Below are 23,479 nucleotides of genomic sequence, written 5' to 3' on the forward strand. Positions count from 1 at the left end.
GAGCTGGACGTTACGCTTTCTTCTTGTCGCGGCTATGCAGACCACGTTTTTCCAGGCCGCGATAAATCAGCTGCTGCTGGAGAATGGTAACCAGGTTGCTGACGATGTAGTACAGCACCAGACCTGACGGGAACCACAGGAAGAAGACGGTAAAGATAACCGGCATGTAAGTCATGATCTTCTGCTGCATCGGATCGGTCACGGTAGTCGGTGACATCTTCTGAATGAAGAACATGGTGATACCCATGATAACCGGCAGGATGTAGTACGGGTCCTGCGCAGACAAGTCATGAATCCACAGAATAAACGGCGCATGACGCAGTTCAACCGAGCCTGACAGCATGTAGTACAGGGCAAGGAAGATTGGCATCTGAATCACCAGCGGCAGACAGCCACCGAGCGGGTTGACCTTCTCCGCTTTGTACAGCGCCATCATCTCCTGGCTCATCTTCTGCTTATCGTCGCCCAGACGCTCACGCATCGCCTGAATCTTCGGCTGTAGCATGCGCATCTTCGCCATCGAGGTGTACTGCGCTTTGGTCAGCGGGTACATGATGCCACGAACGATGAAGGTGATAACGATGATGGAGAAGCCCCAGTTACCGATGAAGCTGTGGATAAATTTCAGCAGCTTAAACAGCGGCTGAGAGATGAACCACAACCAGCCGTAATCTACGGTCAGATCCAGGTGAGGCGCAATGGCCGCCATTTTGTCCTGAATCTCCGGGCCAACCCACAGGGTCGCGCCAAGATTCTGCTGTGCGCCAGGGGCGATAGTTACCGGTGCAGATTTATAACCGATGGCTGCCACGCCGTTACCCAGGTTGCTGGTGTACAGGGTGTTGGTGCCTTCAGTACGTGGAACCCACGCGGTAGCAAAGTATTGCTGCAACATCGCCACCCAGCCGTTGCTGGTGGTGGTGTTCAGGTTCTCGTTATCATTGATGGTATCGAATTTATATTTTTCGTATTTCGCATCGCTGGTCGAGTACGCTGCGCCACGGAAGGTGTGCAGAGCAAAGTTGTTGCTGCCGGTATCGCGGTGTTTCGGGACTTCAATAGTCTGCTTCAGCTGGCCAAACATCGCGACTTCCAGCGGCTGCTGGCTGGCGTTATTGATGTTGTAGTCAACATTTACAGCGAATTCGCCGCGTTTGAACACGAAGGTTTTGGTGTAGACCACACCGTTTTCGCCGGTCCAGGTGAGCGGTACGCGCAGCTCAGTCTGACCTTCCGCCATCTCAAAGTGGTCCTGAGTGGTGGTGAAAAGCGGACGCGCGCCATTGTTCGGGTTATCCGGACCGTTGCGACCAGTTAAGCCGCTCTGCGCCTGATAGATGAACGCCGGGGTAGTTTCAAGCAGCTGGAACGGTGCATCCGAACCCAGTTTATCCGGGTACGTCAGCAGTGAGGCTTGCTCGATATCGCCGCCACGGGTGTTGATGTTTAAAGACAGGACATCAGTCTTAACGGTGATCGTTTTGCCCTGGCCGCTGCCGGGAACGCCGGAAGTGGCGGCATCACCCGCTGTGCTGTTAGTGGTCTGCGTGGTCTGGGTTTGCTGCGGCTGCGGAGCATGGTCCGTCTGCCAGGCTTGCCAGATCATAAAAGACACGAACAGAAAAGCGATGAGAAAGAGATTGCGTTGCGAATCCATCGTTAATGTTCTCTGGTTTCAAAGTTTTTTTGGCGGCACAGGATCGTCGCCACCCGGGTTCAAAGGGTGGCATTTTAATACGCGTTTAATCGTCAACCAACTGCCTTTTATTACGCCAAAGCGACGTAAGGCCTCAATTCCATACTGCGAACAGGAGGGATGGAACCGGCAATGAGGTCCCAGCAGTGGGCTGATGGCGCGTTGATACACGCGTATCAGGCCGATCAGGAGCCGCGAGCCAGGCGACAGTGACGACGCCATAATTTCTCCAACGCTTCCGCCAGCGCACGGTTATCCAGGTCAGCAACCCCTTTTTTAGCCACGACCACAAAATCCATCGCGGGCAGTTCATGTTGGCGCAGACGAAAGCTTTCGCGGGTCAATCGCTTGATCCGGTTGCGTTCATGGGCGCGTTTAACATGTTTTTTGGCGACGGTGAGACCGATGCGGGGATGCCCCAGCGAGTTAAGGCGGCCGAGGATGGTGATTTGCGGCGTGCCAGCCCTTTGTGGCTGCTGGAAGACGAAAGTGAAATGAGTGGGAGTTAACAAACGTAACTCCCTGGGAAATGCGAGCTTAACCACGAGGGTTAGCTTTTATTACTTAGAAACGGTCAGACGAGAACGGCCTTTAGCACGACGACGTGCCAGAACCTGACGACCATTTTTAGTAGCCATACGTGCACGGAAGCCGTGAGAACGGTTGCGCTTCAGTACGGACGGTTGAAAAGTGCGTTTCATGGCGATTTCTACCTAAACTTGAAAATTTTCACTGGGTGACGCGTTTTCGGGCCAGTAAATCGACCGACGCCTCAATGTGTCTTTAATAAAGAGGCGGGATTGTAATAATTGTACAGTCCAGAGTCAATTTACTTCGCTGGTCGCGGTACCAGGAAAACCCGGATACAGCCCGCTGATTCCGGGCATTGGGCTGAACGCGACAACGCCGGGGTGGAGAATTATACGGGCTATACGTTAAAGCGCAAGGATCGAGCAGGATCTTCTTGCGATCGATCGGCGGATTTTTTTTGCGGAAAACGAGACACGGCCAGAAAATTTACAGCTTTCATCCTGATCCCCGCTCGCTTTTTCGCCAGAAGGCGTAAACTCTTTAGCGCTTCCGCACCCTGTGGATAAATTGGATCAAAACTGTGTAGAAAGGGGAGATCTCTGTGCCGCTTTGCGCTATGATCCGCCCTTCCGCTGACGATCCACTCTGAGATCGCAGGGAGGCTACCGCGGATAGCGGTCGCAGGCGCTTTCTGATCGCCTGTGTCAAAAAACGAACGTTTCTTTTATTAGCGCCTAAAATTCTTATCGATTTTGTACGAGTGGAGTCCGCCGTGTCACTTACGCTTTGGCAACAGTGTCTTGCCCGTTTGCAGGATGAGCTTCCTGCCACCGAATTCAGCATGTGGATTCGTCCGCTGCAAGCTGAATTGAACGACAATACGCTGGCCTTATATGCACCAAATCGGTTTGTACTCGACTGGGTTCGGGATAAATATCTCAACAGTATCAATGGGCTGCTGAATGAATTCTGCGGTGCGGATGTGCCGTTGCTGCGTTTTGAGGTGGGCACGCGCCCGGTGGCGCAAGTTGCGGCCAGCCAGCCTGCGATGGCCAGCGTTAGCGCGCCGGCTCCGGCGCAAAGCCGTCCGGCTCCGGCGCAAACGCTGCGCCCAAGCTGGGACTCTGTCCCCGCGCCAGCGGATGTAACTTACCGCTCCAATGTGAATAACCGCCATAACTTTGACAACTTCGTTGAAGGTAAATCTAACCAACTGGCGCGCGCGGCGGCACGTCAGGTGGCGGATAATCCGGGTGGTGCTTATAACCCGCTGTTCCTTTATGGCGGCACGGGTCTGGGCAAAACTCACCTGTTACATGCGGTCGGCAACGGCATCATGGCGCGCAAGCCCAATGCCAAAGTGGTGTACATGCACTCCGAACGTTTTGTGCAGGACATGGTGAAAGCGCTACAAAACAACGCCATTGAAGAGTTCAAACGTTACTATCGCTCCGTCGATGCATTGTTAATCGATGACATCCAGTTCTTTGCCAATAAAGAGCGATCGCAGGAGGAGTTTTTCCACACCTTCAATGCGCTGCTGGAAGGCAATCAACAGATCATCCTGACCTCGGATCGTTACCCCAAAGAGATCAACGGCGTGGAAGATCGTCTGAAGTCGCGCTTTGGCTGGGGATTGACCGTAGCGATTGAGCCGCCGGAGCTTGAGACGCGTGTTGCGATCCTGATGAAGAAAGCTGATGAAAACGACATTCGCCTGCCGGGTGAAGTGGCGTTCTTTATTGCCAAGCGTCTGCGTTCTAACGTCCGTGAGCTGGAAGGCGCACTGAATCGCGTTATTGCCAACGCCAACTTTACCGGCCGCGCCATTACCATCGATTTCGTGCGTGAAGCGCTGCGCGATCTGCTGGCGTTGCAGGAAAAGCTGGTCACCATCGACAACATTCAAAAGACGGTGGCGGAGTATTACAAAATTAAAGTGGCTGATCTGCTCTCCAAGCGCCGTTCGCGCTCGGTAGCACGTCCACGCCAGATGGCGATGGCGATGGCGAAAGAGCTGACCAACCATAGCCTGCCGGAAATTGGTGATGCGTTTGGTGGCCGCGACCATACCACCGTGCTTCACGCCTGCCGTAAAATCGAGCAGCTGCGTGAAGAGAGCCACGACATCAAAGAAGATTTCTCTAACCTCATTCGAACTTTATCTTCCTGACGCTATGAAATTTATTGTTGAACGTGAGCAGTTGCTGAAACCGCTGCAACAAGTCAGCGGCCCGCTTGGTGGGCGTCCTACGCTGCCGATCCTCGGAAATTTGCTGCTGCAGGTTAATGAAGGCACCCTGCTGCTGACCGGCACCGATCTGGAAATGGAGATGGTGGCGCGCGTGGCGTTAACGCAGCCGCATGAACCTGGTGCGACTACGGTTCCGGCGCGTAAATTCCTCGACATTTGTCGCGGTCTGCCGGATGGCGCAGAGATCACCCTGACGCTGGAAGGCGACAGAATGCTGGTACGCTCTGGCCGCAGCCGTTTTTCACTCTCCACGCTGCCCGCCAGTGATTTTCCCAATCTGGATGACTGGCAAAGCGAGGTGGAATTCACCCTGCCGCAGGCCACGCTGAAGCGTCTGATTGAAGCTACGCAGTTTTCGATGGCGCATCAGGACGTGCGTTACTACCTCAACGGCATGCTGTTTGAAACCGAAGGGGAAGAGTTGCGCACCGTCGCAACCGATGGTCACCGTCTGGCGGTCTGCTCGATGCCTATCGGTCAGGCGTTACCTAACCATTCGGTGATCGTGCCGCGTAAAGGGGTGATTGAGCTGGTACGTCTGCTTGACGGCGGCGAAACCCCGTTACAGGTACAAATCGGCAGCAGCAACATCCGCGCCCACGTCGGCGATTTTATTTTTACATCGAAGCTGGTTGATGGTCGTTTCCCGGATTATCGCCGCGTATTGCCGAAAAATCCCGACAAAGCGCTGGAAGCCGGTTGCGATCTGCTGAAGCAGGCGTTTGCGCGTGCGGCGATTTTGTCGAATGAGAAATTCCGCGGTGTTCGCATCTATATCACCGAAAATCAGCTCAAAATTACCGCCAACAACCCGGAACAGGAAGAAGCGGAAGAGATGCTGGATGTCAGCTACAACGGCAGCGAGCTGGAGATTGGTTTCAACGTGAGTTACGTGCTGGATGTGCTGAACGCGCTGAAGTGCGAAAATGTGCGTTTGCTACTGACTGACTCCGTATCGAGTGTGCAAATCGAGGACGTTGCCAGTCCGGCAGCCGCCTACGTTGTCATGCCAATGCGGTTGTAGAAAATATCGGCCTGGCAAATAAGCCAGGCCTGATTTGTTGAAGTTTGGTAAACACCCTCTTCTTGTCCTCCAAAGCTGGATTGATTGATGGCTTTAACCCGCCTCCTGATTAAAGATTTTCGTAACATCGAACAGGCCGATCTGACATTAGCGCCGGGGTTTAACTTCCTTGTGGGTGCCAACGGCAGCGGCAAAACCAGCGTACTGGAGGCGATATACACCCTGGGGCATGGCCGTGCCTTTCGCAGTTTGCAGGCCGGACGGGTCATTCGTCATGATCAACAAGCCTTCGTGCTGCATGGTCGCATCGAAGGTGGCGAGCGCGAGTTGGCGGTCGGGCTGACCAAAAATCGCGCCGGTGAAAGCAAGGTACGTATCGACGGTAGCGACGGTCATAAAGTCGCCGAACTGGCGCAGTTGTTGCCGATGCAGTTAATCACCCCCGAGGGGTTTACTTTACTCAACGGCGGCCCCAAATACCGTAGAGCCTATATCGACTGGGGCTGTTTTCATGCCGCCCCCGGTTTTTTCAACGCCTGGAGCAACCTGCGTCGTTTGCTGAAGCAACGCAATGCCGCACTGCGCCAGGTGACGCGTTACAGTCAGATTCGTCCGTGGGATCAGGAACTGGTGCCGCTGGCCGAACAAATCAGCGCCTGGCGTGCGGAATACAGCGAAGCCATTTGCAGCGAAATCACCGCGACTTGTGCCCAGTTCTTGCCTGAGTTTGAGCTGGCATTCTCCTTCCAGCGCGGCTGGGACAAGGAGAGCGACTACGGCGAACTGCTGGAACGTAATTTCGAGCGCGATCGCGCGCTAACCTACACCGCCAGCGGCCCGCACAAAGCGGATTTCCGCATTCGTGCCGAGGGTACGCCGGTGGAAGATTTACTCTCACGCGGCCAGTTAAAACTGCTGATGTGCGCGCTGCGCCTGGCGCAGGGGGAATATCTAACGCGCAGCAGTGGACGCCGTTGCCTCTACCTGATTGATGACTTTGCTTCAGAGCTGGATGACGTGCGTCGCCGCCTGTTAGCGGAGCGATTGAAAGCCACGCAGGCGCAGGTGTTTGTCAGTGCCATTGGTGTCGAGCATGTAATCGACATGAGTGACGAAAAGGGCAAGATGTTCCGCGTGGAACAGGGTAAAATAGCAGTTCAACCTGAAGATTAAATGAGCGAGAAACGTTGATGTCGAATTCTTATGACTCCTCAAGTATCAAAGTTCTGAAAGGGCTTGATGCGGTACGCAAACGCCCTGGCATGTATATCGGCGATACGGATGACGGCACCGGTCTGCATCACATGGTATTCGAGGTCGTGGATAACGCCATCGACGAAGCGCTCGCCGGTTACTGTAGTGACATCGTGGTCACCATTCATGCCGATAATTCCGTATCGGTACAGGATGATGGTCGTGGCATCCCGACGGGTATCCACCCGGAAGAGGGCGTGTCGGCGGCCGAAGTGATCATGACGGTCCTGCACGCGGGCGGTAAGTTCGACGACAACTCGTATAAAGTATCCGGTGGTCTGCACGGCGTGGGTGTTTCCGTGGTTAACGCCCTGTCGCAGAAACTGGAACTGACCATTCGTCGTGATGGCAAAGTGCATCAGCAAACCTACGTCCACGGCGTGCCGCAGGCCCCGCTGGCGGTGGTGGGTGATACCGATGCTACCGGTACGCGCGTGCGTTTCTGGCCGAGCCATGAAACCTTCACCAACGTGACTGAATTTGAGTACGACATCCTGGCAAAACGCCTGCGTGAACTGTCGTTCCTCAACTCCGGTGTGTCAATTCGCCTTGAAGATAAGCGCGATGACAAGAAGGATCATTATCACTACGAAGGGGGGATTAAGGCGTTTGTTGAGTATCTCAACCGCAACAAAAACCCGATTCACCCGAACGTGTTCTACTTCTCTACCGAGAAGGACGGCATTGGTGTGGAAGTGGCATTGCAGTGGAACGATGGTTTCCAGGAAAACATCTACTGCTTCACGAACAACATTCCACAGCGCGATGGCGGTACGCACCTTGCGGGCTTCCGTGCGGCGATGACGCGTACCCTGAATGCCTACATGGACAAAGAAGGCTACAGCAAAAAAGCCAAAGTCAGCGCCACCGGTGATGACGCGCGTGAAGGTCTGATCGCCGTGGTATCGGTAAAAGTACCGGACCCGAAATTCTCCTCGCAGACCAAAGACAAGCTGGTTTCCTCAGAAGTGAAATCGGCGGTTGAACAGCAGATGAACGAACTGCTGGCGGAGTATTTGCTGGAAAATCCATCTGACGCGAAAATCGTCGTTGGCAAAATTATCGATGCGGCGCGTGCGCGTGAAGCGGCACGTCGTGCTCGTGAGATGACGCGTCGTAAAGGCGCGCTGGACCTCGCAGGTCTGCCGGGCAAACTGGCGGATTGCCAGGAGCGCGACCCGGCGCTGTCCGAAATCTACCTGGTGGAGGGTGACTCCGCAGGCGGTTCGGCCAAGCAGGGACGTAACCGTAAGAACCAGGCGATTCTGCCGCTGAAAGGTAAAATCCTCAACGTAGAGAAAGCGCGTTTCGACAAGATGCTTTCTTCGCAGGAAGTGGCGACGCTGATCACCGCGTTGGGTTGCGGCATTGGCCGTGACGAATACAACCCGGACAAACTGCGTTATCACAGCATCATTATCATGACCGATGCCGACGTCGATGGTTCGCACATCCGTACGCTGCTGTTGACCTTCTTCTATCGTCAGATGCCGGAAATCGTGGAACGTGGTCACGTCTACATCGCGCAGCCGCCGTTGTACAAAGTGAAGAAAGGCAAGCAGGAGCAGTACATCAAAGACGACGAAGCGATGGATCAATATCAAATCGCGATCGCCCTTGATGGCGCAACCCTGCACACCAACGCTAGCGCCCCGGCACTGGGAGGCGAACCGCTGGAAAATCTGGTGGCGAGCTTCAACAGCACCCAGCGCATGATCAAACGTATGGAGCGCCGCTATCCGCTCGCGCTGCTGCGTGGGCTGATTTACCATCCGACCCTGAGCGACCTCAGCGATGAAGCCGCGGTGAAAGGTTGGCTGGATGGTCTGGTGGCCTATCTGACCGAGCGCGAAGCGCATGGCAGCACCTACGTTGCTCAGGTGCGCGCTAACCGTGAGCAGCACCTGTTTGAGCCGGTACTGCGTGTACGTACTCACGGGGTGGATACCGATTATCCGCTGGACAGCGAATTTATCGCTGGTCCTGAATACCGCAAAATCTGCGACCTTGGTGAGCAGTTGCGCGGCCTGATTGAGGAAGATGCGTTTATTGAGCGTGGCGAACGTCGTCAGCCAGTAACCAGCTTCGAACAAGCGATTGACTGGCTGGTGAAAGAATCCCGCCGTGGCCTGTCAGTTCAGCGCTACAAAGGACTGGGCGAGATGAACCCGGAGCAGTTGTGGGAAACCACTATGGACCCGGACAGCCGCCGCATGTTGCGCGTCACCATCAAAGACGCCATCGCCGCCGACCAGTTGTTCACCACGCTGATGGGCGATGCGGTAGAACCGCGCCGCGCCTTCATCGAAGAGAACGCGCTGAAAGCCGCCAACATCGACATCTGATGTGTCAAAACCCTTCCCAATCGGGAAGGGTTTTTTGTTTGTTACCCGCCTGACATTTCCTTTTCTGCTTAAAAAACATCTGCGTTAGCTTTTGTTTGCTTCCGTTTTTTCCCGTGCGCTGCGATCCGTGTCACTTACATCTGTTGTCCACTCCCTTACGCTTTGGGCGAAGCGGAGGGGATGACGCATGTTTCTGGAAGAGCGACGTAATCAAATACTTAAATGGCTGGATGAACAGGATCGCGTAACGGTTAATGGGCTGGCAAGCCAGCTTGGCGTTACACGCGAAACTATTCGTACCGATCTCGGCGCACTGGCGCGTCAGGGATTGGTACAACGCTGCTATGGCGGGGCGATTGCCCTGCGCCGCAACCTCCAGGAAAAATTGATCAGCGAAAGTGGCGGTAATTTTGAAGTGTTGCTGGAGCGTTTGCAGGCGCGGCGTCCGAGCGCAACATCTGCGGTAAAAAACGGCAAAGTTTGCATTCTTGGTGCCTTTAATGTCGATATCGTGGCTAAAGTTGCACGTTTTCCTCGCGGCGGCGAATCGCTGCTGGCGCTCGGCAGCACCCTCGGTCCGGGCGGCAAAGGGGCCAACCAGGCGATGGCGGCCAGTTGTGCCGGTACGCGGGTACATTTTGTCGCCAAAGTTGGCACCGATCAGTTCAGCAAGTTTGCGTTTGACCATCTGTCGGCCTCAGGCATCCACTCGTTCCGTCTGTACCAGACGGATAGTGAGCCGACCGGAAGCGCCATCATTTACGTCTCGCAGGAGAATGGCGAGAACATGATCGCCATCTATTCCGGCGCGAACAAAACCTTCACCGACGACGAAATCGCCGAGATGACCCACGAGTTGTCGGATGCCAGCGTGCTGCTGCTGCAACTGGAAAACAACTTTGAGGCCACGCGCAGCGCGATTCGTCTCGCTCATACGCTCGGGGTGCGGGTGATTATGAACCCCGCACCGTTTTCCGCCGAGGTGTTGAGCTGTCTGGCGATGATTGACGTGCTAACCCCCAATGAAACCGAAGCCTCGTTGCTGTCTGGCATCGAAATCGTCGATTTAGCCAGCGCGCGCGCCGCCGCACAGGCCATCGTCGAACTGGGCGCGCGACGCGTCATCATCACTATGGGATCACGCGGTGCGTTACTGCTTGATAACCAACAATTTCATCATATTCCGGCCTTCCCGGCGCTGAGCGTCGATACAACCGGGGCGGGCGATGCCTTCAACGGTGCGCTGGCCGCCGCGCTGGCGCAGGGGCAAAGCCTGTTGCAGGCCGCCACCTGGGCATCGGCCTTTGCCGCGCTGGCGGTAGAGCGCGAAGGTGCCAGCAATATGCCGGATCGACAGCAGGTTATGGCCCGACTTCATCAACGATAACAAATCACAGCGGTGGAACCGCTGGCAGGAGAGAACATGAAAAAAATCGAAGGCATTGTGCCGGTTATGCTTACCCCCTTTACGGCAGACAACCAGGTTGATTATCCGGGGCTGGAGCGCCTGATTAACTGGTATCTGGCGGAAGGTGTCGATGCATTGTTCGCGGTATGTCAGTCGAGCGAAATGCAGTTCTTAAGCCTCGAAGAACGCGTGGCGCTGGCGAAATTTGTGGTGGAAAAAGTGCAGGGTCGCGTGCCGGTGATTGCGTCTGGTCATATCAGCGACGATCTGGCGCAACAAACCGCCGAGTTGCAGGCGATGGCGAACACCGGCATCGATGCGTTGGTGCTGGTGACTAACCATCTCGACCCGAAAAATGAGGGCAGCGCAACCTTCTACGCACACCTCAATCATTTGCTGGAGGCGCTGCCTGACACCATGCCGCTGGGCCTGTACGAATGTCCGGCTCCGTACCGTCGTCTGTTGAGCGATGAAGAGTTCAGCTTCTGCGCCAACAGCGGCCGTTTCGTGGTGCTGAAAGATGTGAGCTGCGATCTGCCGACGGTACAGCGTCGAGTGCAGTTGGCGGAAGGTACGCCGCTGGCGGTGATCAACGCCAACGCCGCCATCGCCTGGCCAGCCATGCAGGCCGGTTCCAAAGGTTTCAGCGGCGTCTTCACCAACTTCCATCCGGGACTGTATCACTGGCTGTACCACCAGGGCGCGCAGCAGGCGGAGAAAGCCCACGAGCTTTCGCTGTTCCTGTCGCTCAGCGCGGTGACGGAAACCCTCGGCTACCCGAAAAACGCCAAAATCTACCATCAACGCTTGGGCACCTTCGCCAGCGAGCATTGCCGCGTTAATAAAGACAACGTGCTGGAGAAATTCTGGGGACTGGGCGTATTGCTCGACCAGATCCGCGATGGCAGCCAGATTTGGCAGCAACGTATCGAAAACCTCTGAGAAAAATACGTAGCGGTGCGATTTATCGCGCCGCTACGGCTGTACCTGAACCCATTAATGATAACGACAGGGAAAACACCATGATTGTATGTGATAGCCAGGATTGGGCGCGTGAGCGCCATGCCTTCCACCCCATCGTCGACCAGGCGTTACGTTGGATAGCCGACACCGATTTCAGCCAACTGGCCACCGGCAAATATGACTTGCTGCCGGATAACCAGATGTTCTGCCTGGTGCAGGAAATGGACACCGAACCGGCCAGCGATCGCCGTGCCGAGTCGCATTTTAACTACGTTGATATTCAGTACCTGTTGGCCGGACGCGAGAACATTGGCGTGGCGCGGGCGCATCCGCAGCATGTCATCATTGAAGATCTGCGCGCTGAGCGTGACGTGGTTTTTTATCAGGACACAATTGATGAATCGATGATCACTCTGACGCCGGGCATGTTCGCGCTGTTTTTCCCGCATGACGTGCATCGTCCCTGCTGTGCCGCGCCTGATGCGCAGCCGATCCGTAAAGCGGTGATCAAAATTAACCTCAGCCTGTTTAACGCGGTGGGGGCAACACAATGAAAACCTCGGTGAATACCTTGTCCGGCGCCGCAGTGGCGCAGCCCACGCTTGTGGGCAAATTACGCTGGGGAATCATTACCATCCTGCTGCTGGCAGCGGTGGTGAACTACCTCGATCGTGCCAACCTGAGTATCGCCAACACCACTATCGCGGCAGAGTTTGGTTTCTCGCAGACCGAGATGGGCCTGCTGCTGTCGGCGTTTCTCTGGCCCTATGCGTTGGCAAACCTGCCGGCGGGTTGGCTGGTGGATAAGTTTGGTCCGAAGAGAATGTTCTCCTGGGCGCTGGGGTTATGGTCCAGCTTTACCGTGCTGGCGGCTTTCGTAAACAGCTACAGCTTCTTCTATGGCCTGCGTATGCTGCTGGGCGTCTCTGAGTCGCCATTCTTTACCTCCGGCATCAAAATCACCCATCGCTGGTTTGGTGATAATGAACGAGGCCTGCCGACGGCGATCATCAATACCGGTTCGCAAATCGCTAACGCCATTGCGCCACCGATTCTTACCGTGCTGCTGCTGACTTTTGGCTGGCGTGGGATGTTCGTTGCCATTGGTCTGATGGGGATTCCGCTGCTGCTGGCGTGGTGGAAATTCTATCGCGACCCGGATGCGCGTGAAGATGCGCTGCTGCACGCCGGACAGCGCAGCGTCGCTGCCCCGGAAGAACGCGCGCAAGCGAGCTGGGGCGCATTGTTCCGTCACAGCACCACCTGGTTTATGGTGATCGGTAACTTCTCCATCATGTTCACCATCTGGGTGTACCTCACCTGGCTGCCGGGCTATCTGGAAAAATCCCTCGGCTTCAGCCTGAAAGCTACCGGATGGATTGCCTCGATTCCGTTCCTGTGCGGCATTCTGGGTGTGCTGGTAGGTGGTATGCTGTCCGATCGCCTGGTGCGTAACGGCGTGCGTGCCATCACCGCGCGTAAAATCCCTATCGTCACCGGTGCAGCGCTGGCGGCTTGTTTTGTCGCGCCGATTCCTTTTGTCGATAGCACACCGCTGGCGATTGGTCTGCTGGCGCTCGGCTATTTCTGCTCGCAGATGCCGCAGGGGGCGCTCTGGACGTTGGCGAGTGACATCGCGCCAAAATCACAGGTTGCATCGCTGGGGGCGATCCAGAACTTCGGTGGCTTCCTGGGGGCAGCAATGGCCCCGATCGTCACCGGCATCATCCTTGATACTACCGGCAAGTTCACCAACGTGTTCCTGTTGGGCGCGGGATTGCTGATGATTGGTGCGCTGAGCTACGGCCTGTTTGTGCGCAAGCCACTCCAGGCGAAATGATACGCAGGGTGCCGTCTGGCGTCGATAAACTGGTCAATGTGAGCTGAATCGCGCTAGCATGGATGCAAACTCTGAATTAACGAGGATGTTATGGCGATAAAACTGATTGCGATCGATATGGACGGCACCTTGCTTAACCCGTACCACCAGATCACCCCGGCAGTAAAATCCGCGATTGCCCGTGCACGCGATAAAGGTGTTGCCATTGTGCTGGCCACAGGTCGCCCCTTTGTCGGTGTCGAGCGCTACCTGCAAGAACTGGATTTACAGCAACCGGGTCAATATTGCATCAGCAACAATGGCGCGTTGGTCCAACGCGCCGATACCGGCGCAAGCGTAGCGGAAGTGACGCTGAGTTTTGCTGATTTTCTCTACGTCGAGCAACTGGCGCGCGAACTTGGCGTCCATTTCCATGCGTTTGACCACTCCTCGTTGTATACGCCGAACAAAGATATCAGTGAGTACACCATCCACGAAGCCAGCCTGACCGGCATCCCGGTGCGTTATCGTGCCGTGGAAGAGATGGACCCGGCGACGCGCTTCCCGAAACTGATGATGATCGACAAACCTGCGTTGTTGGATAAGGCGGTGGCTGCGCTGCCGGCCCGCGCCCGCGACAGCTACACTATTTTGAAGAGCGCACCTTACTATCTCGAAATCCTCGATCCGCGCGTCAACAAAGGTTATGGCGTGAAAATGCTGGCGGAAAAACTCGGCCTGCAAGCCGCAGAAGTTATGACGATTGGCGATCAGGAAAACGACCTGGCGATGATTGAGTATGCCGGAACCGGGGTGGCAATGGGCAATGCGATTGACTCGGTAAAAAGTATTGCGCAGTTCATCACCAAAACCAACGCGGAAGATGGCGTGGCGTACGCCATCGAAGAGTTGGTGCTGTAATTCTCCTTTGATCTATGCAAATCCTGTAGCGGCGCGATTTATTGCGCGGTTTTTTCCTGCATTGCGCACGAAATTGCGCGATAAATCGCGCCGCTACGGGATCTAAGGCTACCCCATGTCAGAAAAACAACTCACCTTTGCAGAACGTCATCATCAACTAACCAATATCAATGTCTGGACCGCCGACAGCCAATGGCTGGCGTTTGATGTCCGTCCTTCCGGTGCTTCCTTTACCAGCCTGACCATTGAACGCGTCAATGTGGCAAGCGGTGCAGTTGAGGTGTTGTACCAGGCACGCGACGGCGCGCACGTTGGCGTGGTGACCGTCAGCCCGGATCTCCCGCCACGCTATGTCTGTATCCACGGCCCGGAACATCCCGATGCACACTGGCATTACGATTTCCACCATCGGCGTGGCGTGATTGTGCAGAAGGGGATCGCGGAGAATCTTGATGCCTGCGATATCACCGCTCCCTTTACGCCTGGCGCATTGCGCGGTGGTTCGCATGTTCATGTCTTCAGCCCGGACGGTTCGCGTCTGAGTTTTACCTACAACGATCATGTGATGCATGAAAAAGATGTGGCCGAAGATCTGCGTAACGTCGGTGTTGCTGTGCCGCTGCATCCGGTATGCCCGTCAAAACATCATCCGCGTGAATATGAGGGAAGCCATTATTGTGTGCTGGTCAGCCAGACGCAACGTGATCCCCTGCCGGGCAGTGATCAAATCGATCGTGCCTACGAGGAGTGCTGGATAGGCGATCGCGGCTATCAAAAGCCGGATGGCAGTTGGCAGCGTTGGGCCATCGCGTTTATTGGTGATACCCGCTCAGTGAGTGGCGAAAAAGTACCGGAAGTGTTTGTGGTCGATCTGCCAACTGCGCTGGCGGATTACGCGAAGTCAGGTGCTTCTCCCCTACAGGGGACGCCCGACACATTGCCAGCGCCGCCGTCCGGGGTACAGCAACGACGCGTTACCCATACGCAGGGGCTGGCGTTACAGCCACGCCACTGGTTACGTGCCGCACCGGATGGCAGCGCCATCGCTTTTCTCATGGCGGATAAAAACGGCGTGGTGCAGCTGTGGACGGTGTCGCCCAACGGGGAGATACCACGTCAGGTGACGCAGCTAGCCAGTAGCATCCAGTCAGCCTTTAGCTGGCATCCTTCCGGTAAGGCCATCAGTTTTGTCTGTGACAACAGCGTGATGCGCTGCGAGCTGGCGAGCGGCAAATGCACGCGATTGACGCAGCGCAGTGACCAGCCGCCGTCAGGTGATGCGGTGGTCTGGTCGCCGGATGGAGGAAAGATCGCCTATATGCGAGAAATCAACGGCTGGCGGCAGCTGTTCTGCGTCAGTGCGACTCCGCAGGCATAGAAGCGGCGGTTGCCAGACTGGCCTGAGTCCCGGCCAGTTTTTCGCTTTGCAGCACGCGCTCGCGTGGTGAATCGATCGATTTGTCATCGTCGTGGCGGAAGTAATCCCACGGCAGCAGAAGGGTGTCCATCACCGCAGAGAAAGGCAGATCGATAGCGAGTAATGGTTTCATTGCCCAACTGGTTTGGTCATCCGTCAGCATCTCCGCGCTGGCACGGGTACCGGGATAATAACCCTGGCTCGCGCCAGTGTGAGACATAAGACTGGAGCAACCGGAGGTCATACCTGCGCCACAGATCAACAGACCGGGCAGCAAAAAGCGTTTCATCATTTTCATCATCTTCTTTCATCCCTTCAGTCATGGCATGGCCCTGGCTGGAGTGTGTCACCTGATTAAGCATCACTCTGAGTTGATGTCTTTCTGTCCAGGCGAATAATGACCTGAGTGTATGCTATTTCATCAAAATTGCTGCAAGAAATTCCTCGTGAAACCTTGAAAGTGAAAAAATAGCGCCCACTTTTAAGGAACGGTCACGCTGCTTTCGCCGACAGGGAGAGCAACGGGCCGCACAACCTGTCCATGGTGGAAGGTTGCCAAAACTTGCTGATTTTCAGGAGTCCTAATATGCGTAATTTTGATCTCTCTCCGCTTTATCGTTCTGCAATTGGTTTCGATCGTCTGTTCAATCTGCTGGAATCAAATCAGAACCAGGCCAATGGTGGCTATCCTCCGTATAACGTTGAGCTGGTGGATGAAAACCACTACCGCATCACCATTGCCGTGGCGGGCTTTGCCCAGAGCGAGTTAGATATCACCTCTCATGACAACATGCTGGTTGTGCGCGGTGCGCATCCCGAGGAGCAGCAGGAACGTAAATACCTGTACCAGGGCATCGCCGAGCGTAACTTTGAGCGTAAATTCCAGCTGGCTGACCATATCGTGGTGCGCGATGCGCGTCTGGAGAATGGTTTGTTAAGCATCGATCTGGAACGCATCGTCCCCGAAGAGGCGAAACCGCGTCGGATTGAAATTCTGAAGTAATAGCGTTGCTATAAGGAGAAACGCCGCAAAGATGCGGCGTTTTTTGTTATTGCGCGATCAATCGCGTGTCTTAGAACCTCAATCAGAAATAGCGTACAAAGAACTGGGCAGTACCGGCGAACGGCACTTCCTGCGCGTTGGTGATTTCTGACTTCTTATTCAGCTGCGGAACTACGTCGAAAGTGAAGGTAAAATCGCTGGCTGAAGCGGGTTTATTGGTGGTGTCTAATACAGTCCACTCCTGAGGAATACCGATGCCCCAACCTTGACTAAACGGCATTACCGCGAAATTTGTTGCGTTATGAGCGCTGCCATTATCAACATAACCGAAGTTGGTGCTATTCTCGGCTCCGTCAAAAGATGACGTCTTACCGATTAAGGTAAAGTTACCCAATTTCTTGGTGGTAATAGGATCGAAACCAATACCAAAAATACGGGTTGCATCATCACCATTCTTACCGGCAGTGCCGATTCTTTTCCCTGCCAGTGCACTTGCGCTATTTGCGTCAGTTACCCAAAAGGCGATACTGGTCTTCGTCTCAGGTTCACATGTTACTTTCAGAGTAGCCGTCTTGGCATCAAGCACGGTCATGTCGTTGGCATTCAAAGTACTGTGCGGAATATCCCCCCAGTTTAAATCAGCACCGACAGACATCTCAGCATTACATGCCGGAGGTGTGATTTTACCCTGAACATTAATGGCGGTGTTTGCTGCCTGGGCAGTTCCGGCAGCCATCATTGCACCGAGAATTAAATATTTTGAATAACGCATAAAATTAAGTCCTTGTTAAATGTTCTCTTGTGAGAAGGTATAGTCATAGATACAGCAAGCGTGCTGCTTTAGTGTTCCGGTATTTCACGTAGGTGAATTTTTCCGGATATGTTTGGCAGTCACATAACTGCCAAATATATTTGTATGGGTTTTTATTAGGCCGAGATTGCCTTATGAATAACTCACGCTTTGTTAATAGTGTTAAATATAAATAATTACTGTTTTTTAACAGATAAGGATGGTGGTGCTATTGTTATTTCCGCCTGACGATCGTCAATCACATAGTTATAATCGGTTACCGCCGAGAATCTCACTTTACTTGCCAGGTTGTATTTATAATTTGCAGGTAATTCTGCACAATTTTTTGAACCAGGTAGTGCATAAGCTTTAGGCATCTTTATTGCTTCTTTCCCTGGCAGTAACGTGACATCATTGACAAATCGAATCACAGTTTTTGTCTCATTAGCCACACATAACTGCGTATTCTGTATGCTCCATTTGAGGAACTGCCATTTGTTTTCAACTGGCTTATATCCTTTAGGACGAATAACGACAGGTAAGTCCTGACCAACCATAAAACCAACACTTGCTCCGGATTGCTGTTTTTCGGGCGGAATGCCCATAAATTGAATTCGTGCCAGATGTTCCTTGTCCAGTTTATTCTTGCTGCGATACAGCAGACGTACTGTCTGTGTCTCGCCTGGCTGAACCACCACGGCTTGTGGACTGGGTATAAGCACGGCATCAAGATCTTCATCCTCCAGACGTTGGACTCTGCTGTACAGCAATACGGGTTCTTTATTAGTGTTTTTGATACCAATGGTTCCCTCACGATCAGCTTCTTCAATAATTAGCACCGATGTCGTGGGGAGCACTGCTGAGGCCATTGCTTCAGCACCGGGCATTGCCATGAAAATACTTGCCAAAGCAAATGTTGGCATCCTTTTATTAATACGTGTCATTTTTTTCTCCACAAGTAACCGGTACATCAATCATTTCATTAGTTAATACGGGTTTGAAACTGTCTTTTTCAATGTGACAAACCATGTCACCGATGTTGCTTATTTTTGCTGCACGGTTTTCCAATCTTTCCGCTTGTTTATGACTTAGCATCAGTACGTTTTCGTCAATGGTATAACCGAGCGATTCGGCATGGTCATCTAACACTTTTGCCCCGTAAGGAATGTTTTTTTCTCCAGCTATTAATCTGACAAGATAAAATCTCTCCTGGTCTGACTTATAATCAATCTTGCCAACTGCGCCGCGTTTGATGGTGATTTCCTGGTGCGGATTTTTTACATAAGCACCATCTGGTAGCGTTTTGGTGACAATATCTATTGAATTGATTTTTCCTTCATGCAATTGAGGGGCCACAGCCAAGCCATCATAATTGGTAATAACACTTGAGGTTGGAGTGGCGATGCTGGTATATCCTTTTACACCGGTGTCAATGATTGCAAAGCTATCCTGAATATGAGCGGATGAAAAAATAAACTTGTCACCCGTGCTAACCAGTGCACCAGATACGTTGGTGGAGTAATTTCTACTGCCGTTATTTGATCCAGAGTAGTAAGCGCTGGTGTTGGCATAAGGCGTACGCCAGAATGCGTTAACATTATGATTAGTGCTATTGCTTACACCAGTATAGCGATCAATACCCGCACCAATATTCAAATTGTCGGTGATGTTCTGATCTACACGCGAACCAAAAATGGTATTGCGCTGATAATTATTCACATAAGAGGAGAATGCACCTTTTTTACTAAAAGCGTTGAACGGTATCCGCAGGTTTACTGTTGTTGACCAGTTATTATCTTTGCTGTTGCCGTGTACCCAGCCATAAGCCATATTCGCGCTGAGAGTATAATAACGAGCATTATAAGAACCGAAGACGCTCAGAGTATTCCGATCCGGTGAATTATAAAAAGAATAACGCGACAGAGATAAACCGCTGCCAATTGAGCCAAATGGCTTACTCACACCCGCAGAGATGGCATAACGGGTATTGTAATTCTGATATGAATAGTCTTTCTCAAAGGTTTGCTGACTTTCACCCAGATCACGATAATAGTTGCTCTGCCAACTCAAAGAGAGCCAGGGTGAGGCATTAGCCAGCTGCGAAGCAACGTTCGCGCTAACTTTCTCGCCGATATCTCCGTTCTTGCCGCTTCTGGCCAGACTGACGTTCATATCCCCGGTAGTATTGAAGGGAATCCAGTTAGCCCCCACACCCGCCCCAATCCCCGTGTAGCGGGTGGCAATCATCATCCCGGCAAAAGGTTGCAAGTAGTGATAAAACGGCAGTCGATACTCACCACCCAATACCGGGACATTTCCCATACCGCGTGAGGGATCGGTTTGTCCGGCAAATAATGAAAAGCGACTTGCCATCTGTTGGCTGACATTAAATGCGGCTTTCGGGATGGTGACACGCTGTTCGCCGCCGTTATTTTCCCGAACCACCAATTCCGCGTCGGCAAAAGCGGTATACAGTGGCACTGCTTCAAACAAGAAGGGACCGGCAGGAACCGGGCGACTGAAGATCACGCGTCCCTGTTGGTAAACCTCTACCTGAGCATAGCCCGATGCAATGCCACTGACGGTAACGGTGGTATCACCGTCTTTCAGACCTGCGTTGTTATTGAGTGTAAAACCGGTGATCTGACCGGCACCAAACAACGAGTTACCCACCCCCATGTAACCGGCACGTACGCGATAAATATCCGCCATATCTGTTTCCAGATAGGCACTACTCAGGTCGTAATTGCTGTAGGTAAGTCCGCTGGACGACTGGGAGCTGCGGTAAGAAAAGTGGGTACGCAACAAGACATTCTTGATATTCGCCCCCCAACTCATCAGTGCAGTCAGGGTATCGGTATGCGAAAATCGGTTGTTACTGCGATTGCCACTGAGGTTGTAATTGAGGAACGTACCAAACCCACCTGACTGTGTATTCGAGAACGCTGAGTTTTTTTCCAGATAGAAGTCAGGGATATTGATATTTAATGCATTTTTATTGCGCTCATAATTCATTCTTAGCTGTGAGACTTTAGTTGTATCAAGGCAATCAGAGTTTGGTGTCACCACAAAGGCATTAGGTTTTAAGCCAAACTCCTGCAATAAAGCACTATTCAGACATGCATTGCCATTGCTATCAAATTCAATTTCTTTAACGCCTGTGTATTTACCATTTAAATAAACACCGGTTTGCATTTTACCTTGTGGCTTAATTGCTTGTTCAATCGCACTTTTTGCCTGTTCATTACTAAGCCCTAACGATTCAATAACGTTGGCATTAAAATTTAGCGTTTCTGCCATAGTGGAAGAACAGGAAAAAGCAATGGCTGCTGCCAGTAGCGAGAGTTTCTTATTGCAATTAACTAATCGTTCCATGAGTAGAATTTCCAGGGTGAAAAATACATCAAATATTTATGACCCTGAGGGATAGATTACTCGGCAACGGAGTTTCGTGGTCATTAAATGAATTTCAAACTTGTACGACGACTATTCTGGATTTCTTTCAGCCTGGGAATGATTAATGACCGTCATTTTCATGATTTGATCATGATTATATTAAAACCATACAAAACAATTGGTTGTGTTTTATTTTTTTTGTGATTTCATCTTTTTTTGTAATTGTGAAATGCTGAAAAAATCAGACCTGATAAGAATTCAGGAAGTTATGATGAGGTTTTTCTGAAGGTGGGGTGCAACGTTCACATGCAAAGGGGGGTTGTAGCGGCGCGATTTATCGCGCGGGTTTAAATAAACCCTGACAAGAGCGCGATAAATCGCACCGCTACAGAGGGAACTATTACGTTCTTACCAGAAATCGCTGACTCACCATTCCGCCAAATACATTAATCAGCAGGCCGAGAATAATCACTGTAGCGCCTAACATTTGCTGCATCGACAGGGTTTCTCCCAAAATCAATGCTGCGCTGAGAATCCCCACCACCGGCACCAGTAACGAGAGTGGAGCGATGCGCCAGGTTTCATAGCGACTGAGCAAATTGCCCCAAATGGCATAACCGACAATGGTGGCGACAAACGCCAGGTAGATCAGTGCCAACACGGTTTGCAGTGAAATATGCACCAGACTGCTGACTATCGCCGCCTCACCCTCGAACCACCATGAGCAGGCGAAGAACGGCAGCATAGGCACCAGCGCACTCCACACCACCAGCGACATTACCGGGACTTTGCTGTTACGCAGGATAATCTTGTTGGTGATATTGCCTAACCCCCACGACAGTGCTGCGGCCAGCGTCAGCATCATCGTGGTCAGCGTAATCCCTGCGGTGGTTTGTCCCTCCATACCGGCAGTGGCAAGCATAAACATACCGAGGGTGGCGACTACGATCCCGGCGATATGGTTCCAGCGCAGCTTCTCAGCCAGCAATAGCGCGCCGAGCAGCAGGGTAAAAAATGCCTGAGCCTGCACCACCAGCGACGCCAGCCCGGCGGGCATGCCAAGTTTGATGGCAAGAAACAGAAATGCAAACTGACCAAAGCTGATGGTCATGCCGTACACCACCAGCCAGCGTAGCGGGATGTTTGGTCGTTTAACAAAGAAGATCGCCGGGAATGCCACCAGAGTAAAACGCAGTCCCGCCAGTAAAAACGGGGGCATGCCATGCAGCCCCAACTTAATCACCACAAAATTGACACCCCAGGCCAGCACGACACACAGGGCTAATAATAGATCTTTAACTGACATAACAATTCCTTCTGCCGCGATCAGGCGGTCGCCGTCACGGGGGTGGCGATTTCTGCACAACATTCATCGCCGACTACACGAAAATAATCTTCCACATTCAGCGCTACCGAGCGCTCCAGTTCACCTGCGTTGAACCACAGGGTACCGACATCGCGCAGACGCGTATCGACGCGCAGCGCCAGCCGGTCATCAAAACTAAAGGGGGGCACTGCTCCCATCACGCACTGCGTCAGTTCCTGGGCTTTTTCCGGTGCGGCGAAGCTCGATTTCTTGCCACCAATGGCACGCGCCGCGCTTTTGAAGTTGATTTTGCAATCACCGGGGACAATCGCCAGCAGATAACGGGATTCCGCCCCTTCTGGCATGGTCACCTCCAGCACCATCGCCTTCGCGGCCTGATTCAGATCATTGCCGCGGATCTCGCTGATGACATCGGTCTGACCGATGGCCTCATGCTCGACCACACGGAAATTCGCCTGATGTTGCTCCAACTGCGCGATCAATTTTTCATAGGTTGTCATCTTCATCTCCTCGTATGACGGGCCACGGGTTAACTCCAGGCAATCGCGTGCTTCATCTTTTTGTCGGTCAGACCAAAGAAGAAGCCCATGGTGATGCGCGTATCGCCTTCCACCCGATCAATTTCATGATAAAAAGCAGGATTAAACAGATAGATATCGCCGCTGCGCGGTGAAAACTCACAAGTCTCGCAATATTCAACAACGCCACTCTGGTAGCCCAGTTCGCCAGGTGTTTTGAAACGCTCATCCACCGGCTGCCATTTCTTATTAAAGATGCGCAGTTCGCCACCGGCGTTGCACTCTTGCAGGCACACCACGCAACTCAGTTGATGCAAAATGTCGGTGACCGCCAGGCCACTGCCTGCCGCATCGCGCACGATATTATCGTTGTGCAATGGGTTGGCGACGCCGTTGGCATGGAAACGCACGATCGAACCCGCATAGTCGCCATGCCGGGGATCAGTGGCGGTTTTCAGGCTCTCCAGCCGTAAGGCGTGTTTCACCCAGTTGTAAACCTGGTCACGCAGGCAGTGCAGCGAGGGCGGCAAAGCGGGCTGGATGTCGCGTAATTCAGTGAAATAGTTTTCCGGCGCAGCGGTGTGCTTCGCCAGATAGGGGCCAAGGGTGGTGAGTGCACCATTGGGATAGTGCGACACCCGCACCTTCTCGCGGCAAAGTTGCAGGTCATCCACTGCCGCTTCACGGACTTCCGGGGTCAGGAAATTACGCAGTACCAGCAGCGGTACGCGCGCAGTCACAATGTCATCCAGCCAGGTACTTTCCACAAACATTTTGGGGTTAATCACGCGTATCTGATTGAAAATGGCCATG

21 protein-coding genes and 1 pseudogene are annotated in these 23,479 nt (G+C 53.1%); 11 read left to right on the plus strand and 11 right to left on the minus strand.

Annotated features, from left to right (window positions below; all coding sequences use genetic code 11):
- Positions 1-10 precede the first annotated feature (10 nt).
- The 4 genes and pseudogenes from yidC to rpmH form a co-directional block, all read right to left on the minus strand.
- Positions 11-1,657, minus strand: a complete 1,647-nt coding sequence (gene yidC / locus CTZ24_RS00075) for a membrane protein insertase YidC (RefSeq protein WP_013511118.1) — start codon at positions 1,655-1,657, stop codon at positions 11-13.
- A 2-nt stretch (positions 1,658-1,659) separates the two neighbouring features.
- Positions 1,660-1,918, minus strand: a pseudogene (gene yidD / locus CTZ24_RS00080) (membrane protein insertion efficiency factor YidD).
- The gene (rnpA, locus tag CTZ24_RS00085; RefSeq protein WP_036625704.1) at positions 1,882-2,241 is read right to left on the minus strand and encodes a ribonuclease P protein component; all 360 of its coding nucleotides are present in this window, start codon (positions 2,239-2,241) and stop codon (positions 1,882-1,884) included. The pseudogene yidD and the gene rnpA overlap by 37 nt, the downstream one beginning before the upstream one ends.
- A gap of 15 nt (positions 2,242-2,256) precedes the next feature.
- A complete protein-coding gene (gene rpmH, locus CTZ24_RS00090) occupies positions 2,257-2,397 on the minus strand; it encodes a 50S ribosomal protein L34 (RefSeq protein ID WP_003849659.1) in 141 nt (46 codons plus the stop codon).
- A gap of 602 nt (positions 2,398-2,999) precedes the next feature.
- Here rpmH and dnaA point away from each other — a divergent pair.
- The 10 genes from dnaA (at position 3,000) to CTZ24_RS00140 (ending at position 15,593) form a co-directional block, all read left to right on the plus strand.
- On the plus strand, positions 3,000-4,400 hold the full coding sequence (gene dnaA, locus CTZ24_RS00095; protein WP_021183650.1) for a chromosomal replication initiator protein DnaA: 1,401 nt from the start codon (positions 3,000-3,002) through the stop codon (positions 4,398-4,400).
- A 4-nt stretch (positions 4,401-4,404) separates the two neighbouring features.
- Positions 4,405-5,505, plus strand: coding sequence for a DNA polymerase III subunit beta (gene dnaN / locus CTZ24_RS00100; protein ID WP_013507201.1), 1,101 nt, complete (start codon positions 4,405-4,407; stop codon positions 5,503-5,505).
- Positions 5,506-5,592: 87 nt separating this feature from the next.
- On the plus strand, positions 5,593-6,678 hold the full coding sequence (gene recF, locus CTZ24_RS00105; RefSeq protein WP_021183651.1) for a DNA replication/repair protein RecF: 1,086 nt from the start codon (positions 5,593-5,595) through the stop codon (positions 6,676-6,678).
- Positions 6,679-6,695: 17 nt separating this feature from the next.
- Positions 6,696-9,104, plus strand: coding sequence for a DNA topoisomerase (ATP-hydrolyzing) subunit B (gyrB, locus tag CTZ24_RS00110; RefSeq protein WP_208724464.1), 2,409 nt, complete (start codon positions 6,696-6,698; stop codon positions 9,102-9,104).
- 187 nt (positions 9,105-9,291) lie between these two features.
- Entirely contained in the window at positions 9,292-10,491 is a 1,200-nt protein-coding gene (gene rbsK, locus CTZ24_RS00115; protein WP_208724465.1) for a ribokinase, read from the plus strand.
- Positions 10,492-10,527: 36 nt separating this feature from the next.
- A complete protein-coding gene (locus tag CTZ24_RS00120; RefSeq protein ID WP_208724466.1) occupies positions 10,528-11,454 on the plus strand; it encodes a dihydrodipicolinate synthase family protein in 927 nt (308 codons plus the stop codon).
- Positions 11,455-11,534: 80 nt separating this feature from the next.
- Entirely contained in the window at positions 11,535-12,029 is a 495-nt protein-coding gene (locus CTZ24_RS00125; RefSeq protein ID WP_021183655.1) for a NanQ anomerase/TabA/YiaL family protein, read from the plus strand.
- The gene (locus tag CTZ24_RS00130; protein ID WP_021183656.1) at positions 12,026-13,315 is read left to right on the plus strand and encodes an MFS transporter; all 1,290 of its coding nucleotides are present in this window, start codon (positions 12,026-12,028) and stop codon (positions 13,313-13,315) included. The genes CTZ24_RS00125 and CTZ24_RS00130 overlap by 4 nt, the downstream gene beginning before the upstream one ends.
- 90 nt (positions 13,316-13,405) lie before the next feature.
- Positions 13,406-14,215: a sugar-phosphatase gene (gene yidA / locus CTZ24_RS00135; RefSeq protein WP_208724467.1), complete on the plus strand. Its 810-nt coding sequence runs from the start codon at positions 13,406-13,408 to the stop codon at positions 14,213-14,215.
- Positions 14,216-14,330: 115 nt separating this feature from the next.
- Positions 14,331-15,593, plus strand: a complete 1,263-nt coding sequence (locus tag CTZ24_RS00140) for a YidR family protein (RefSeq protein ID WP_208724468.1) — start codon at positions 14,331-14,333, stop codon at positions 15,591-15,593.
- Here CTZ24_RS00140 and CTZ24_RS00145 read toward each other — a convergent pair.
- The gene (locus CTZ24_RS00145; RefSeq protein ID WP_036625886.1) at positions 15,571-15,930 is read right to left on the minus strand and encodes a YceK/YidQ family lipoprotein; all 360 of its coding nucleotides are present in this window, start codon (positions 15,928-15,930) and stop codon (positions 15,571-15,573) included. The genes CTZ24_RS00140 and CTZ24_RS00145 overlap by 23 nt on opposite strands.
- A gap of 288 nt (positions 15,931-16,218) precedes the next feature.
- Between CTZ24_RS00145 and ibpA the strand changes: the two genes are divergently transcribed.
- Positions 16,219-16,635 carry a small heat shock chaperone IbpA gene (gene ibpA, locus CTZ24_RS00150; RefSeq protein WP_013507211.1) on the plus strand — a complete coding sequence of 139 codons (417 nt, stop codon included), beginning with the start codon at positions 16,219-16,221 and terminating at the stop codon, positions 16,633-16,635.
- A gap of 82 nt (positions 16,636-16,717) precedes the next feature.
- Here the strand turns inward: ibpA and CTZ24_RS00155 are convergent, their stop codons facing one another.
- The 6 genes from CTZ24_RS00155 to CTZ24_RS00180 all read right to left on the minus strand — a co-directional run bounded on the left by CTZ24_RS00155 (position 16,718) and on the right by CTZ24_RS00180 (position 23,478).
- On the minus strand, positions 16,718-17,407 hold the full coding sequence (locus CTZ24_RS00155) for a DUF1120 domain-containing protein (RefSeq protein WP_208724469.1): 690 nt from the start codon (positions 17,405-17,407) through the stop codon (positions 16,718-16,720).
- 215 nt (positions 17,408-17,622) lie between these two features.
- Positions 17,623-18,369, minus strand: coding sequence for a fimbria/pilus chaperone family protein (locus CTZ24_RS00160; protein WP_208724470.1), 747 nt, complete (start codon positions 18,367-18,369; stop codon positions 17,623-17,625).
- Positions 18,356-20,800: a fimbria/pilus outer membrane usher protein gene (locus CTZ24_RS00165; protein WP_208724471.1), complete on the minus strand. Its 2,445-nt coding sequence runs from the start codon at positions 20,798-20,800 to the stop codon at positions 18,356-18,358. The genes CTZ24_RS00160 and CTZ24_RS00165 overlap by 14 nt, the downstream gene beginning before the upstream one ends.
- Before the next feature lie 421 nt (positions 20,801-21,221).
- Positions 21,222-22,127 (minus strand): EamA family transporter, encoded by a 906-nt coding sequence (locus tag CTZ24_RS00170; protein WP_208724472.1) that lies wholly within the window; start codon positions 22,125-22,127, stop codon positions 21,222-21,224.
- Between the two features lie 20 nt (positions 22,128-22,147).
- On the minus strand, positions 22,148-22,648 hold the full coding sequence (locus CTZ24_RS00175; protein ID WP_208724473.1) for a YbaK/EbsC family protein: 501 nt from the start codon (positions 22,646-22,648) through the stop codon (positions 22,148-22,150).
- A 29-nt stretch (positions 22,649-22,677) separates the two neighbouring features.
- Complete coding sequence (locus CTZ24_RS00180) at positions 22,678-23,478, minus strand: 2OG-Fe(II)-dependent halogenase WelO5 family protein (protein ID WP_208724474.1); 801 nt, start codon at positions 23,476-23,478, stop codon at positions 22,678-22,680.
- Position 23,479 lies beyond the last annotated feature (1 nt).

Origin of the sequence: Pantoea phytobeneficialis (genome assembly GCF_009728735.1) — a bacterium.
GTDB classification, from domain to species: Bacteria; Pseudomonadota; Gammaproteobacteria; order Enterobacterales; family Enterobacteriaceae; genus Pantoea; species Pantoea phytobeneficialis.

Coding starts and splice junctions, on each gene's coding strand:
- CTZ24_RS00170 (WP_208724472.1), bottom strand. CDS start 22,127: ATGTCAGTTAAAGATCTATTATTAGCCCTGTGTGTCGTGCTGGCCTGG.
- yidA (WP_208724467.1), top strand. CDS start 13,406: ATGGCGATAAAACTGATTGCGATCGATATGGACGGCACCTTGCTTAAC.
- CTZ24_RS00165 (WP_208724471.1), bottom strand. CDS start 20,800: ATGGAACGATTAGTTAATTGCAATAAGAAACTCTCGCTACTGGCAGCA.
- yidC (WP_013511118.1), bottom strand. CDS start 1,657: ATGGATTCGCAACGCAATCTCTTTCTCATCGCTTTTCTGTTCGTGTCT.
- ibpA (WP_013507211.1), top strand. CDS start 16,219: ATGCGTAATTTTGATCTCTCTCCGCTTTATCGTTCTGCAATTGGTTTC.
- CTZ24_RS00145 (WP_036625886.1), bottom strand. CDS start 15,930: ATGAAAATGATGAAACGCTTTTTGCTGCCCGGTCTGTTGATCTGTGGC.
- gyrB (WP_208724464.1), top strand. CDS start 6,696: ATGTCGAATTCTTATGACTCCTCAAGTATCAAAGTTCTGAAAGGGCTT.
- dnaN (WP_013507201.1), top strand. CDS start 4,405: ATGAAATTTATTGTTGAACGTGAGCAGTTGCTGAAACCGCTGCAACAA.
- CTZ24_RS00120 (WP_208724466.1), top strand. CDS start 10,528: ATGAAAAAAATCGAAGGCATTGTGCCGGTTATGCTTACCCCCTTTACG.
- CTZ24_RS00160 (WP_208724470.1), bottom strand. CDS start 18,369: ATGACACGTATTAATAAAAGGATGCCAACATTTGCTTTGGCAAGTATT.
- CTZ24_RS00155 (WP_208724469.1), bottom strand. CDS start 17,407: ATGCGTTATTCAAAATATTTAATTCTCGGTGCAATGATGGCTGCCGGA.
- recF (WP_021183651.1), top strand. CDS start 5,593: ATGGCTTTAACCCGCCTCCTGATTAAAGATTTTCGTAACATCGAACAG.
- CTZ24_RS00140 (WP_208724468.1), top strand. CDS start 14,331: ATGTCAGAAAAACAACTCACCTTTGCAGAACGTCATCATCAACTAACC.
- rbsK (WP_208724465.1), top strand. CDS start 9,292: ATGTTTCTGGAAGAGCGACGTAATCAAATACTTAAATGGCTGGATGAA.
- rpmH (WP_003849659.1), bottom strand. CDS start 2,397: ATGAAACGCACTTTTCAACCGTCCGTACTGAAGCGCAACCGTTCTCAC.
- CTZ24_RS00125 (WP_021183655.1), top strand. CDS start 11,535: ATGATTGTATGTGATAGCCAGGATTGGGCGCGTGAGCGCCATGCCTTC.
- CTZ24_RS00175 (WP_208724473.1), bottom strand. CDS start 22,648: ATGACAACCTATGAAAAATTGATCGCGCAGTTGGAGCAACATCAGGCG.
- CTZ24_RS00180 (WP_208724474.1), bottom strand. CDS start 23,478: ATGGCCATTTTCAATCAGATACGCGTGATTAACCCCAAAATGTTTGTG.
- CTZ24_RS00130 (WP_021183656.1), top strand. CDS start 12,026: ATGAAAACCTCGGTGAATACCTTGTCCGGCGCCGCAGTGGCGCAGCCC.